Genomic DNA, 13,022 nt, shown 5'->3' with positions numbered 1-13,022 from the left:
ATCTTAGTCAAATTTTGGTGGTAGCTAAAGGATGGAAGGAGGGGGTACTTTTAAATGTGTAATCTCTAGGAACTAAAACATCAATTGAATATCGAATGACTACTTATACTTCAGTATAACGAATAGATTGGCGTTTATTATTTTAGATATTTAACATTGAGGTTGAATAATGCGTGTAACCAATTGTCTTTATTTAGGTTTTGTTTTATGTAATGCACCCTCAGCCATGGCTGAGTTAGAGACGACGGTGGTCGTTAAGGGAGATAAGTTCGTCTATGAAGGGGATATCTCTGATGACGCTAATGAAACGCTGTTGTCGTTATATAAAAATAATGGACAGATTAAAACATTAGAAATTAAGAGTTATGGTGGGGAAATTAACCTTGGGATGGATCTCGGTGAGTTTGTTTATAAAAATAACTTAACCGTTGAAGTGAACGATTATTGTTTTTCATCATGCGCAAATTATGTATTTCCAAGCGGAAAAAGAAAATTAATAAGTAACCGTGCTGTTATTGGTTTTCATGGCGGGGCAAGCAGTAACGAATTTGATGATAGTGAGTTTGAAAAAGAGTTAGCCAGTCTATCTATTCAGCAACGTGAAGAGACATTAAATGAAGCGGCTAACTATATGAAAGATTCGATAAAGCGTGAGGATGCGTTTTATTCCATGATTGGGGTTGATCAAAGGATCACGACATTGGGCCAAAGTGATGATTTCTCTCAGTTTGACGAAGGAGGTTATGATGGCTGGTACTACTCAATATCTGCTTTAAATAAATTAGGTGTTGATAACGTCTTTTTGATTGAACCTCCGGTGGAATATAAACCAATCAGAAGTGATTTAACGCTTTTTGAAATTGATGCGGATAAATTTTAATACACAAAGTTACTGAGAATTATTTGGTGTATTAAAAAATAGGTATTTATAATAGCTTTGTAATTTTGGCTAATATCTAGCTGTTTATTAAAGAGGGAGTAGATAGTGAACAATTATTTCGAAAGCCCTTTTATTGGTAAGTCATTAAAAGAGCAAGTAACTAACCCCAATATTATTGTTGGTGAGCACAGTTACTATTCTGGTTATTACCATAATCACAGCTTTGATGATTGTGCTCGCTATTTACTTTCTGATAGAACAGATATTGATAAGCTAATTATTGGTAGTTATTGTTCTATTGGGTCAGGCGCTGTTTTTATGATGGCAGGAAACCAAGGGCACCAACATAAATGGGCAAGTACCTTTCCATTTTTCTATCAAGATAACGATAACTTTGCTGATGCTAAAGATGGCTTTGAACGTGCTGGTGATACCGTTATTGGTAATGATGTTTGGATTGGTACAGAAGCAATGATCATGAGTGGTGTCACTGTGGGTGATGGTGCAATCATAGCAAGTCGTGCTGTGGTGACTAAAGATGTAGAACCATACTCCATTGTGGGTTCAAATCCGGCTAAACATATCCGCTATCGTTTTACAGAGACTGAGATTGCTCAGCTAGTAGAAATGAAGTGGTGGCAGTGGAGTGAAGAGAAAATTAAAGGTGCAATGGACTTACTGTGTTCGTCTGATATTAATGGCCTTTATGCGTATTGGAAAAAAACGATTTAATTAACCGTAGAGGGCATAAATAGGCTAAAATAACCGGCTATTATTTTAGCTTTGAGCCCTTTATATTCATGACCACGACGACAGCACCAGCCAACTTTGCAGAACTTGGCCTTATTTCACCATTGTTAGCACGATTAACAGAGCTGGAATATCAACAGCCAACGCCTATTCAAGCACAAGCTATCCCGAGTGTATTAGCCGGACGTGATTTAATTGCAGGGGCAAATACAGGCTCAGGTAAAACAGCAACGTTCGCATTGCCTATGTTGCAGCAAATTTTTGAGCAGCAGTCAGGGAAACCCCACAGCAATAAAGGCAATTATGTTACTGGCCTTATCTTAGTTCCTACTCGTGAGCTTGCACAACAAGTCGCTGATAGTATCAAATCATATTCCGCGCATTTTAATGGTGCGATTAAAACGGTGTCTGTGTTTGGTGGTGTATCTGTTAATAAACAAATGCTGAACCTTCGTGGTGGTTGCGATATTTTAGTTGCAACGCCAGGTCGATTACTAGATTTGATCTCAAGTAATGCCATTAAGTTAGACCAAGTAAAAACCTTAGTACTTGATGAAGCCGATAGAATGCTAAGTCTTGGTTTTACTGAAGAATTGTCTCAGCTATTAGCGTTAGCGCCAAAGCAAAAACAAACACTGTTATTTTCAGCAACGTTTCCAGAAGAAGTAGAAACGTTAACTCAGGCGTTACTCATTAACCCGGTAGAGTTGCAATTACAAAGTGCAGACGCAAGTACCTTAGTGCAGCGCGTATTTACCGTTAATAAAGGTGAAAAAACAGCCGTATTAGCGCATTTGATTCATCAACAGCAATGGCGACAAGCACTTATTTTTGTCAACGCTAAAAACGGTTGTAATCACCTAGCCGATAAACTGTCAAAGCGTGGAATTACTGCAGAGGTATTCCATGGTGATAAAGGTCAGGGCGCTCGTAGCCGTGTTCTTGAAGGTTTTAAAGCGGGTGAGATTGATGTACTGATTGCTACAGATATTGCCGCTCGTGGTTTAGATATTGAAAAACTGCCAGTGGTTATCAATTTTGATTTGCCAAGAAGCCCAGCAGATTACATGCACCGTATTGGTCGAAGTGGCCGTGCAGGTGAAGTGGGTCTAGCATTATCATTAATTGATTTTGAAGATTACCATCACTTTAAAATCATTGAGAAGAAAAACATGATCCGACTTGAGCGTGAGCAAGTAGAGGGTTTTGAAGTAGATGAAGAGATCACAGAGGCCTTATTAGAAGCGATTAAACCAGTCGCAAAACCAGAAGGCACAGGCAAGAAGAACAAAAGAAAATACCCAGATAACTGGTAATAAATAGATCATCTAATTAGTTACATTGGTATTATTAAAAACACTCGACACTTCATATTGTCGAGTGTTTTTCTATAGTTAAGAATTTTCCTAACTTGGGAGTGCTTGTGAGAAAATTTTATACAACGGAAGGAAATACGTCTTCCAAAAAACAAAAAGAAGCCTATCCTGTACTTGCACTGTGTGAAAATTGTGTGGGTCAATACACGGTCATTAGTGAAGGTGAGAGAACTTACGATGAATGTGTAAAGTGTGGCGCTGACGATTAACTACAGTGATCTAATTTACGGTTTAATCAATTATCAGATATAGAATGATAAAGTAAGGAAATAAAATGAGCGCAATTGGTAATTTAATTTGGTTCCTTTTTGGTGGCGTATTCATGGGTCTAGCATGGTGTTTTTTTGGTGTATTAGCCTTTATTAGTATCATTGGTATTCCATGGGGAAGAGCGTGTTTTGTTATTGCTGGTTTTTCTTTTTTCCCGTTTGGTAAAGAAGCGATTTATCGTGATGAATTAACCCGAAACGAAGACATAGGCACAGGTAGTCTTGGTTTTATTGGTAATGTTCTGTGGTTTATTTTTGCAGGTTTTTGGTTAGCGATTGGCCATGTAATGTCAGCGGTAGCTTGTTTTGTGACGATTATTGGTATTCCATTTGCCATTCAACACTTGAAGCTTGCTGTAATCTCAATTGCACCTATTGGACAAACAATTGTTGATAAAGAAGTTGCAGCGGCCGCTCGTCGTGCTAATGCAGACGCAGAAGTAAATAAGTGGCGTTAATAAAAGAGCAGGGCACAATTAATAAAATTTAGATTATTACTTGCCAGCGGCTAAATTTTCACTAAAATCGCGCAACATTTATTTGGTAGTGATTAATTAATGAAAACGCTAATAGCTAGCTCTATGTTAGCATCGTCAATGATATTAACAGGCTGCGTGACTTTCCCAACTCAAGAATCAGAAAAAGTAGATGTGATTTGGGATGAAGTTGAAGTAGTAAAAGATTGTCAACGTTTGGGGATTGTATTTGGCTCAGAAGGCCATTTTTACGATTACTGGCTGCACGCTGATAAGGATATGGTTTGGGGTACATTAAACCAAATGCGAATTAAAGCAGCAGCACTAGGCGCGGATACATTGTATTTATATCAGTCTTTAGATTTTTCAAGCTCTGTTACTATGTTTGGCAACGCTTATTTGTGTGAGCAACCAGAAGAGAATGTAAGCCAGACTAAATAGCTTTTTAGACGAAGAAAAGGGCATCCATAAATTATGGATGCTTTTTTATTTATTTTTCGGAAGGTTCTGATATTTGATAAAGTTTATGTTCATCGCAAGTTGTTTCACAATTACATACTTTATCTACGCCAACATTGTTTAATCCGCCGCAACTTCCTTGAATTTCCTTACGCCCAAAGATTACCCCTAAAGCCATCAGAAGAATGACTAATACAAAAACACCAAAGGTAATTAAAACGGTACTCATTATTTAAATCCTAATACAGTCAATTTGTGTTTTAGTTGTGATGGGGCACTTAACTTTGAAGTCGTCATACTGTGCTTTTTATTACAACAACCTTGTTTTGTATTTTTACAAGGACGACCTTGAGATGCACAAGTCAATTCAGGAAAGTCAGTGAATGTAGCGTCATTTAACGAGATATGACCTTGAGCGTGAAATACTCGAATATTTGACTCGAGTAAGTTACCAAGCATTTTTTGTCCAATATTACGAACAATAAGGGCATTAATCTGTTGGTTTTTTAATAGCGAGAGTAGTGATTTTTTGCCACCACAACCAGTGCTATTAAGTGCAGGATTTGGCACTGTTTCTGAATGTGTTTGGTCTGTAAAAAGAAACGATTCAGCTTTAGAAAAGTGTCCTGCAATACGGCCATTTTGATAAGGAATAGCAAATTTCATTATTCAGTCTCCGTTTGGAGCATTAAAGCCTGACCATTAACCAAGCAGCTGCTTACTTTAAATCTTGCTTGTTTAACTATGTTGCCGAAGGTTTGTCGAGAAACCATCATCTGGTCGGCTGCGTCTTGTTGACTTAATCCTTCAAAATCAGCCAATCGCAATGCTTCTAATTCTTCAGCAAGTAGTTGAACTTGCGGTAGTTCTGTTGTTGGTACGCCATTAGGTTTAAAGCAACTGTATGGTGCTCTACTACAAATACGACGACACTTTTTAGGTCTAGCCATCAATGCTCTCCATTAAATACAAGCAAAGTATAGGCTTGTTAATGGCATATGCCAATAATTATTTTTGGCATATGCTATTAACCGAGTTCGTTAAGATTAAAAAATAATCATGAAGAGTATTTTTTTTATTTAGATCAAGTGGTTTTTATTATGACTAACGACAAGGTGATATTTATTCGATATTATGCGCCTTTATTAGAATAATGAATTGGCAATAAATCTTATGAAAATTTCTGTTGATGGTGGTTCTTTTCAAGTTTCTGTTGAAACTGAATATGCAGGGTTGGTAGTTGAAGCAACAAAGATTTTTCACTCAACTCGTGAGCAAGCTGGATCAAACGATAAAGCGATTTTGCGTTTTCTACAAATTATCATTGAACACCGTGAAGATAATGATGCTATTGGGTATGCATCAATGGGGTTATTAGGTTGGTATAACGAAGTTATTTATGCTGTTGAAGATAAAGACATTACGCTAAATTTGCCTAAGATTTTGCCACATCTATTAAATCCATCGGGTGATCTTACGGCTACTAGCGCGACTGAAATGAACACGTTTAAGCATTAGTATTACCGATGAGCCAAGCTGAAATTCAAAAAGTGATTGCTAGTTTTACTTCAATAGAACAGGTTCTTAAACATTTTGATATTGAGTTTGACAGTAAGTTTATTAATGAATATCGAGTGCCATTAATGAAACGGATTAATGGCAACTTGCTGCTTGCGAAACCGGATGATTGGTTTTCGGCTCGTCGTGCATTAAGAAATGCCTATTGTAAGATTCAAAGAGGACGATTAGATCCCCACACTCGTTCAGCGTGTCGTGGTTGTACTACATGTATTCGTCGATAATTTCACAATAGTTATATACAAAAAGCCCTCAATGTTAATCCATCGAGGGCTTTCATTTATTAACTTAACGATTCAATTATTTCACGTTTAAGCTGTTCATTTGTTGTTGCAGTTTATCCAGTTGCTGCATTTTCCCTTTAAGTTGTAAGGATTCTGATGTGATTGTTGCAGGGTTCATAATTGTCCCATTTTGCATCGGGTAATCAGGCAGCGTTGAGAAGAAGTCACCTAATACGTCTTGAATAGGTACAAATAACCACATGTTATCTGCCATCCAGCGTAAGTACATTGCTGATTCATGTGGCGCTTTTTCAAATGGGTCAGCACGTAGGTGGATAATTTGAGGCCAGTTTGGTTCTAGACGAACTGCGTTAGAAATATTACCTTCCATTACCGCAAAGTTTAATTTCCAATCCTGCCAACGAACCGCGTTTAACTCACCATTTGCAGTGAAGTAGAGTAGGGATTCTCGAGGGCCTTTATCTGTTTTTCCTTCAAAGTACGGTTTGAAATCATAGCCATCAATATGAACTTTGAATTCTTTGCCGTTGGCTTTGTAGCCTTTAGCGAGCTTCTCTTTCACATTAGGAACACCCGCAGCATCAAGTAAGGTTGGAAGCCAATCTTGGTGTGCCATCATTTCATTGATTTTAGTGCCCGGTTCGATAGTTCCCGGCCAACGAACAAGTTGTGGAACGCGCATACCGCCTTCCCATGTTGTTCCTTTCTCGCCATGGAATGGAGTTGCACCACCATCTGGCCATGTTGCTGTTTCTGCACCGTTGTCGGTTGAATAAATAACAATGGTGTTATCGGCAATGCCAAGATCATCTAGTTTATCAAGTAAAATTCCGACATGGTCATCATGCTCAAGCATACCATCAGCGTAAATACTGATGCCTGACGCACCTTGGTATTTCTCTTGTAGACGAGTCCAAACGTGCATACGAGTGGTGTTATGCCAGATAAAGAAAGGCTTATCCGCTTTAACTGCTTTTTCCATGAATGCGAGCGTTGCATCTAAGAACTCTTCATCGGCGTGTTCCATACGTTTACGCGTCATCGGTCCTGTATCTTCAATCTTGCCATCGGCATACGACTTAATCACACCACGAGGGCCGTAGTTTTTACGGAATTCAGGATCTTTAGGGTAGTAGTAAGTTTCAGGCTCTTCTTCTGCGTTTAAGTGGTAAAGATTACCAAAGAACTCGTCAAAACCGTGGTTAGTTGGCAAATGTTTATCTTGATCACCAAGATGGTTTTTACCAAATTGAGCTGACATATAACCTTGATCTTTTAATAGATCCGCAATAGTTGGTGCCCAATCTGGAATACCGTGATCAGAGCCCGGCATGCCAACGGTCAATAACCCAGTTCGAAATGGTTCTTGGCCTGTAATGAAAGCAGAACGTCCAGCAGTACAAGATTGTTGACCATAGTGATCAGTAAAAAGGGCACCTTCGTTTGCAATACGGTCAATGTTTGGGGTTTCGTAACCCATCATGCCTTGGTTATAGGCACTGATGTTCCAGTAACCAACGTCATCACCAAAAATAGCGAGTATGTTTGGTTGAGATGCAGCCATCACTGTGCCTGAGGTGGCAAGTAGGCCAACGCCAACAGCAATCTTACTTAAATTATGTCCCATGAAGAACTCCAATTAGTTGCGATTAATTGTCTGTACTCTAAGTGAGAATTAATGATTCGTCGCTTTATAGCGGTTATAACCAATGGTTATTTTTAAATTAAGTGATTGAATTTAAATGATTATTTGTAAGGTGTGATTAAAGACTAATTGAGATATTGATCAGAAATACGATATTTATGTTTGAGTGATGAAGAAAAGGAATAGAGACAATTGGCATAAAATTGAATAAAAAACATCATTAAATTCGATTCTGCTTGTTTTATAGACTATATATTTAATCGTAACTGCTTATACATAAACAGGAGGTTATATGACGTTGAAACAAGGAACAAATCGTAGGTTAGGTATTTTAAGTGCGGTATTAATGGGAGCTTCTGGCTATACCCTTGCTGCCGAAAAGCCCAATATTTTAGTAATTTGGGGTGATGATATTGGTCAATCAAATATCAGTGCGTATACCTTTGGTTTGATGGGATACAAAACCCCAAACATTGATAGCATAGCAAAAGAAGGGATGATGTTTACCGACTATTACGCAGAGCAATCGTGTACTGCTGGTCGTTCAACGTTTATAACTGGTCAAAGTGTATTACGAACAGGTCTAAGTAAAGTCGGTTTGCCGGGTGCAGATATAGGTTTACAAGCCGAAGATGCAACCATTGCGGAAGTGTTAAAACCAATGGGCTACATGACAGGCCAATTTGGTAAAAACCACCTTGGTGATAAAGATGAGTTTCTTCCAACAGCGCATGGTTTTGATGAGTTTTTTGGTAATCTTTACCACTTAAATGCGGAAGAAGAACCGGAAAATATTGATTACCCTAAAGATCCTGAGTTTCGTAAAAAGTTTGGACCTCGTGGGGTAATTAAATCGTACGCTGATGGCAAGATTGAAGATACAGGCCCGCTTACACGTAAGCGTATGGAAACTGTCGATGACGAAACCGTTTCTGCGGCAATTGATTTTATGGGTCGTGCAGTGAAAGCTGATAAGCCATTTTTTGTGTGGTGGAATGCGACTCGAATGCACTTTAGAACTCACGTAAAACCGGAACTGCAAGGTTCAACAGGGATCAGTAATTACGCTGATGGTATGGTTGAGCACGATAATCACGTTGGGGAGCTGTTAAAAACGGTAGATAAATTGGGTATTAAAGATAATACGATTGTTTTCTACTCTACAGATAATGGGCCACATATGAACTCATGGCCTGATGCGGGTACAACGCCATTCCGAAGTGAGAAAAACACCAACTGGGAAGGGGCTTACCGAGTACCAGCCATGGTTCGTTGGCCGGGTAAAATTGAACCGGGCGTAGTATCTAATGAAATTATGCACCACATGGATTGGCTACCAACATTTGCAGCTATTGCCGGTAATGACGACATAAAAGATGAATTGAAAAAAGGAACCAAACTTGGAAATAAGAGCTTTAAAAACCATCTAGATGGATACAACTTCTTACCTTACTTAACCGGTAAAGAAGAGAAAGGCCGTCGTGATGAAATCTTTTACTTTACCGATGATGGTGATTTAGCCGCACTTCGTTATAACAAGTGGAAAGCAGTATTTATGGAGCAACGTGTTAATGGTACGCTTCAAATTTGGGCTGAACCATTTGTAACTCTACGTGTGCCTAAATTGTTTAACTTACGTATGGACCCATATGAAGTCGCAGATGTAACGTCTAATACATACTATGACTGGTTGCTAGACCATGCATATATGTTTGTTCCAGCACAGGCGTATGTAGGACAATATTTAGCAACCTTTGAGGAATTTCCTCCGCGTCAAAAAGCAGCAAGTTTCGGCCTTGATCAGGTAATGGAGAAGCTGCAACAGCCTCACAATAAATAGTAAAAATCAGATAACGCTAGGGCTCTTCGGGGCCCTTTTTTATTTCTGCTAGCATTCACATATTGATAAATCCTAATGGAAAAATCAGTAAATATACTCTATATCTAATGTATTGTTATCTTTAGGATTAGAGATAGAAAATGTATCAATACAAGGATGTATATGAGCAGTAAAATAATCACCTACGCACTTTGTGTGGTATGGATAAGCATTATTGGTTTTTCATCGAATACAGTTGCTGCCGATTTTGTCGGTAATGACACTTGCGTGGATTGCCATAAAGAAGAAGTCGAAGCATGGATTGGTTCTGATCATGACATGGCAATGAAGCATGCGGATAAAGACAGTGTGTTTGGTGATTTTAATGATGCGAGTTTTGAGTTTGAAGGAAAAACCAATCGCTTTTTTAGAAAAGGTAAAGAGTACTGGGTCAATATCGAAGGACCTGATGGAAAGTTCAACGATTACCAAATTAGCTACACGTTTGGGTTTGAGCCATTACAGCAATATATGGTGGAATTTGACGATGGACGTATCCAATTAATTCCATTCGCTTGGGATTCACGTAGTGCAGAAGAGGGTGGTCAACGTTGGTACCATCTTTATCCAAATATGAAAAAAACGGATGAATTTTATTGGACCAACTCAGGACAAAATTGGAACTTCATGTGCGCGGATTGTCATTCGACCGACGTTAAGAAAAATTACGATATAAAAACAGATACGTATAGCACCACATGGTCTGAGATTAATGTCAGCTGTGAGGCGTGTCATGGCCCTGCAAGTGAACACCTAATATGGAGTAATAACCAAGAAGGGGTTACTAATCAACACTATGGTTTTGAACGAGATTTAAGTAAGTCAGTCAAAGAATGGGTCTTTAAAGAAGGTCACACAACACTGCAACCAAAGCAAATCCAAGCCACTGCTCAAATTACTATGTGCGCGCAGTGCCATAGTCGCCGAACCCAATTAAATGAAGATCAGGCTCATATCAAAGGTGATTCAAAAACATTATTAGATAGCTACCTTCCAAGTTTAATCACTGCTGAGCTTTATCATAATGATGGCCAAATTTATGATGAAGATTATGTCTATGGGTCATTTATGCAATCGAAAATGGCAAAAAAAGGCGTTACATGCAGTAATTGTCACGATCCTCATACGACAAAATTAAGTATTCCTGAAGAAGCTATATGCAGCCAGTGTCATATAGCATCAGAATATACGCCAGAAAAGTACACGTTCCATGAGGCCAATACCGAAGCTTCGCAATGTACGACTTGCCATATGCCAGAGACGACTTACATGGGTGTAGATGCAAGGCGTGATCACAGCTGGCAAATACCAAGGCCAGATCTGAGTAAGAACATTGGTACTCCTAATGTTTGCACCCAATGCCATGAAGACAAAGATGACAGTTGGGCCGATAAGCAGGTTGCTCAATGGTTCCCTGATTCTCCATATCGAAATCAGCAACACTTTGCTGTGGCATTTTACGCATCAGACATTAATTATCGTGGGGCGGGAGATGCCCTGTCATATACAGCACAAGACGCAAAACAAGCGGGTATTATTCGAGGCTCAGCTCTGCAAAGGTTAAGTCGTTTTCCGAGCAAGAATACATTAGTGGCACTTGGTAGAGCGATAAAACATGATGATGAACTTATTCGTTTAGGAGCAGTGCAAGGCTCTGCAGGATATAGCGCTTATGACCGTTGGCAGATCCTTTCTCCATTATTAACCGACAACGTTTTAGCGATCCGCTCAGAAGCCGCAGGGGCATTAGCCGCGTATTGGTCTGATCTTAATCCATTACAAAAAGAGCAACTAACAGCACCATTAAATGAATACATTAACATTCAACTGTTTAATGCAGATCGAGGCTTCGGGCGAACTAACTTAGGCAATGTGTATCGCTCTCAAGGAAAGCTAGAAAAAGCAGAGCAGGCCTACTTAGGTGCGATTGAAATTGAACCCTATTTTATTAATAGCTATGTCAATTTAGCAGATATGTATCGTACGCAAGGTAAAGAAAACAAAGGACTTGAACTGTTAAAAGAAGGAATAAAAGCGCAGCCAAATTCAGGAGCTCTGCCTTACAGTGCGGGACTAGCGTTATTGCGATTAGAGCAGAAAAAAGAAGCTAGCCAGTACTTTAGAAAAGCCGCAGAGATCGAGAAACAAAACTCTCAATATTGGTATGTGTATGGATTATCGATGGAGCCTTTTGATGGAGCAGCTGCCGCGCAAGCCTTGAACCAAGCCTTTGAGCTCAGTGGCGATCCACAGCATCTGTTTGCTCAATGCGACATGCTATTAAAAAATCAGCTCAAAAAAGCAGCACAATGCATTACTCAATTGGAGCAGTATGCTCCGAAAAATGTCATTGATGCATTAAAACAACGCCTTTAATGATGAACGGTATAACCAATAGTTATAGAGCAAGTATTTACAATGAATAGATAAAATTTATCTCGTTAGGATAGGGAGCAAACATGAATCAAACCCAACAGGCAATAAATACATTGATAACACAGGTTGAACAGTCCGTTATTGGTCAGTCTCACGTGGTACGCTCGTTGGTTATTGGGTTATTAACTCAAGGTCATGTACTGCTTGAAGGCCTGCCGGGAACCGCTAAAACACGTTCCGTTAAATCATTAGCAGACAACTTACATACCTCGTTTGGGCGGATTCAATTTACACCAGATCTTCTTCCATCGGATGTCACGGGTACTGAGGTGTATCAAGAGTTAAACGGTAAACCACAACTGCATTTTCAACCAGGGCCTATTTTTAACAGCATAGTATTGGCGGATGAAATTAATCGAGCGCCAGCTAAAGTACAAGCGGCATTATTAGAAGCGATGGCGGAAGGAACGATCACCGTTGGCGATCAAACGCACACCTTACCTGAACTCTTCATGGTACTCGCCACACAAAACCCAGTAGAACAAGAGGGTACATATCCATTACCAGAAGCGCAAATGGATCGATTTATCATGAAGGTTTCTGTTGATTACCCTGATGATGAGGCAGAATTAGACATTATACGCCTTGTTCGTTGCGAAGAATCTTCTCAAAAGCAGACAGAGGAAAAAAAGGAGGATAAGTCAGAAAGCGCAGTTAATATTCAGCTTGATACTTCTGTCGTCATGCAAGCAAGAAGCGAGTTATCTCAAATTGAAGTCTCTGAGATCAGTGAGCGTTATATCGTCGCCTTAGTTATGGCGACACGTAAACCTGAGCGTTATAACGAGTCTAATTTATCTCGTTGGATTGAAATAGGCTCAAGCCCTCGAGCGTCAATTTCACTGGATAAATGTGCGCGAGCTTATGCGTGGTTGCAAGGTCGAGATTACGTAGAGCCAGATGATATACGAGCAATGGCTCATTCTGTGTTGGGGCATCGTGTAACCTTGAGCTACGACGCGTTGGCGGATGGCGTAACGCAAGAGCAAGTCATTAATGAGCTATTGGATCATGTTGTTATTGGGTAGG

At 39.5% G+C, this 13,022-nt stretch carries 14 protein-coding genes and 2 pseudogenes; 12 read left to right on the top strand and 4 right to left on the bottom strand.

Annotated elements, in window-relative coordinates; translation table 11 throughout:
* Positions 1-169: 169 nt before the first annotated feature.
* From PVK63_RS03690 to PVK63_RS03665, 6 genes are all read left to right on the top strand, one after another.
* Positions 170-880, top strand: a complete 711-nt coding sequence (locus tag PVK63_RS03690) for a hypothetical protein (RefSeq protein ID WP_130087262.1) — start codon at positions 170-172, stop codon at positions 878-880.
* Between the two features lie 105 nt (positions 881-985).
* The gene (catB, locus tag PVK63_RS03685; RefSeq protein WP_130087260.1) at positions 986-1,612 is read left to right on the top strand and encodes a type B chloramphenicol O-acetyltransferase; all 627 of its coding nucleotides are present in this window, start codon (positions 986-988) and stop codon (positions 1,610-1,612) included.
* A gap of 68 nt (positions 1,613-1,680) precedes the next feature.
* Positions 1,681-2,946: a DEAD/DEAH box helicase gene (locus PVK63_RS03680; protein ID WP_130087258.1), complete on the top strand. Its 1,266-nt coding sequence runs from the start codon at positions 1,681-1,683 to the stop codon at positions 2,944-2,946.
* Between the two features lie 107 nt (positions 2,947-3,053).
* Entirely contained in the window at positions 3,054-3,215 is a 162-nt protein-coding gene (locus PVK63_RS03675) for a hypothetical protein (RefSeq protein WP_130044605.1), read from the top strand.
* Between the two features lie 65 nt (positions 3,216-3,280).
* The gene (locus PVK63_RS03670) at positions 3,281-3,733 is read left to right on the top strand and encodes a YccF domain-containing protein (protein WP_130087256.1); all 453 of its coding nucleotides are present in this window, start codon (positions 3,281-3,283) and stop codon (positions 3,731-3,733) included.
* Between the two features lie 99 nt (positions 3,734-3,832).
* Complete coding sequence (locus tag PVK63_RS03665) at positions 3,833-4,192, top strand: DUF4156 domain-containing protein (RefSeq protein WP_130087254.1); 360 nt, start codon at positions 3,833-3,835, stop codon at positions 4,190-4,192.
* Positions 4,193-4,241: 49 nt separating this feature from the next.
* On the opposite strand, the gene nqrM is transcribed toward PVK63_RS03665, so the two are convergent.
* Genes nqrM through PVK63_RS03650 form a run of 3 tightly spaced genes read right to left on the bottom strand, consistent with a single transcriptional unit; the run spans position 4,242 to position 5,160 of the window.
* The gene (gene nqrM, locus PVK63_RS03660) at positions 4,242-4,439 is read right to left on the bottom strand and encodes a (Na+)-NQR maturation NqrM (protein ID WP_130087252.1); all 198 of its coding nucleotides are present in this window, start codon (positions 4,437-4,439) and stop codon (positions 4,242-4,244) included.
* Positions 4,439-4,876 (bottom strand): NifB/NifX family molybdenum-iron cluster-binding protein, encoded by a 438-nt coding sequence (locus tag PVK63_RS03655; RefSeq protein ID WP_130087250.1) that lies wholly within the window; start codon positions 4,874-4,876, stop codon positions 4,439-4,441. Before PVK63_RS03655 ends, nqrM begins: the two co-directional genes overlap by 1 nt.
* Positions 4,876-5,160, bottom strand: a complete 285-nt coding sequence (locus PVK63_RS03650; protein ID WP_122034507.1) for a DUF134 domain-containing protein — start codon at positions 5,158-5,160, stop codon at positions 4,876-4,878. Before PVK63_RS03650 ends, PVK63_RS03655 begins: the two co-directional genes overlap by 1 nt.
* A 223-nt stretch (positions 5,161-5,383) precedes the next feature.
* Between PVK63_RS03650 and PVK63_RS03645 the strand changes: the two genes are divergently transcribed.
* Positions 5,384-5,728: a hypothetical protein gene (locus PVK63_RS03645; RefSeq protein ID WP_130044600.1), complete on the top strand. Its 345-nt coding sequence runs from the start codon at positions 5,384-5,386 to the stop codon at positions 5,726-5,728.
* Between the two features lie 8 nt (positions 5,729-5,736).
* Entirely contained in the window at positions 5,737-6,012 is a 276-nt protein-coding gene (locus PVK63_RS03640) for a nitrogenase-stabilizing/protective protein NifW (protein WP_130044599.1), read from the top strand.
* A gap of 76 nt (positions 6,013-6,088) precedes the next feature.
* Here the strand turns inward: PVK63_RS03640 and PVK63_RS03635 are convergent, their stop codons facing one another.
* Positions 6,089-7,660: an arylsulfatase gene (locus PVK63_RS03635; RefSeq protein WP_130087248.1), complete on the bottom strand. Its 1,572-nt coding sequence runs from the start codon at positions 7,658-7,660 to the stop codon at positions 6,089-6,091.
* Between the two features lie 310 nt (positions 7,661-7,970).
* Here PVK63_RS03635 and PVK63_RS03630 point away from each other — a divergent pair, with 310 nt between their 5' ends.
* The 4 genes and pseudogenes from PVK63_RS03630 to PVK63_RS20015 form a co-directional block, all read left to right on the top strand.
* Positions 7,971-9,518, top strand: coding sequence for an arylsulfatase (locus PVK63_RS03630; RefSeq protein WP_130047539.1), 1,548 nt, complete (start codon positions 7,971-7,973; stop codon positions 9,516-9,518).
* A gap of 162 nt (positions 9,519-9,680) precedes the next feature.
* A complete protein-coding gene (locus PVK63_RS03625) occupies positions 9,681-11,933 on the top strand; it encodes a multiheme c-type cytochrome (protein ID WP_130087246.1) in 2,253 nt (750 codons plus the stop codon).
* A gap of 83 nt (positions 11,934-12,016) precedes the next feature.
* Positions 12,017-12,596: pseudogene (locus PVK63_RS20020) on the top strand (AAA family ATPase); the annotation flags it as partial.
* A gap of 77 nt (positions 12,597-12,673) precedes the next feature.
* Positions 12,674-13,021, top strand: a pseudogene (locus PVK63_RS20015) (AAA family ATPase); the annotation flags it as partial.
* Between the last annotated feature and the right edge of the window lies 1 nt (position 13,022).

Origin of the sequence: Aliivibrio sp. S2TY2 (genome assembly GCF_028765525.1) — a bacterium.
GTDB lineage: Bacteria > Pseudomonadota > Gammaproteobacteria > Enterobacterales > Vibrionaceae > Aliivibrio > Aliivibrio finisterrensis_A.
The sequence above is the reverse complement of the archived record's forward strand: the minus strand, read 5'-3'. Positions and strand labels throughout refer to the sequence as shown.

Excerpts from the sequence above, each read along its gene's own strand:
- PVK63_RS03690 (WP_130087262.1), top strand. The coding sequence starts at position 170 with ATGCGTGTAACCAATTGTCTTTATTTAGGTTTTGTTTTATGTAATGCA.
- PVK63_RS03680 (WP_130087258.1), top strand. The coding sequence starts at position 1,681 with ATGACCACGACGACAGCACCAGCCAACTTTGCAGAACTTGGCCTTATT.
- PVK63_RS03670 (WP_130087256.1), top strand. The coding sequence starts at position 3,281 with ATGAGCGCAATTGGTAATTTAATTTGGTTCCTTTTTGGTGGCGTATTC.
- PVK63_RS03665 (WP_130087254.1), top strand. The coding sequence starts at position 3,833 with ATGAAAACGCTAATAGCTAGCTCTATGTTAGCATCGTCAATGATATTA.
- nqrM (WP_130087252.1), bottom strand. The coding sequence starts at position 4,439 with ATGAGTACCGTTTTAATTACCTTTGGTGTTTTTGTATTAGTCATTCTT.
- PVK63_RS03655 (WP_130087250.1), bottom strand. The coding sequence starts at position 4,876 with ATGAAATTTGCTATTCCTTATCAAAATGGCCGTATTGCAGGACACTTT.
- PVK63_RS03650 (WP_122034507.1), bottom strand. The coding sequence starts at position 5,160 with ATGGCTAGACCTAAAAAGTGTCGTCGTATTTGTAGTAGAGCACCATAC.
- PVK63_RS03645 (WP_130044600.1), top strand. The coding sequence starts at position 5,384 with ATGAAAATTTCTGTTGATGGTGGTTCTTTTCAAGTTTCTGTTGAAACT.
- PVK63_RS03640 (WP_130044599.1), top strand. The coding sequence starts at position 5,737 with ATGAGCCAAGCTGAAATTCAAAAAGTGATTGCTAGTTTTACTTCAATA.
- PVK63_RS03635 (WP_130087248.1), bottom strand. The coding sequence starts at position 7,660 with ATGGGACATAATTTAAGTAAGATTGCTGTTGGCGTTGGCCTACTTGCC.
- PVK63_RS03630 (WP_130047539.1), top strand. The coding sequence starts at position 7,971 with ATGACGTTGAAACAAGGAACAAATCGTAGGTTAGGTATTTTAAGTGCG.
- PVK63_RS03625 (WP_130087246.1), top strand. The coding sequence starts at position 9,681 with ATGAGCAGTAAAATAATCACCTACGCACTTTGTGTGGTATGGATAAGC.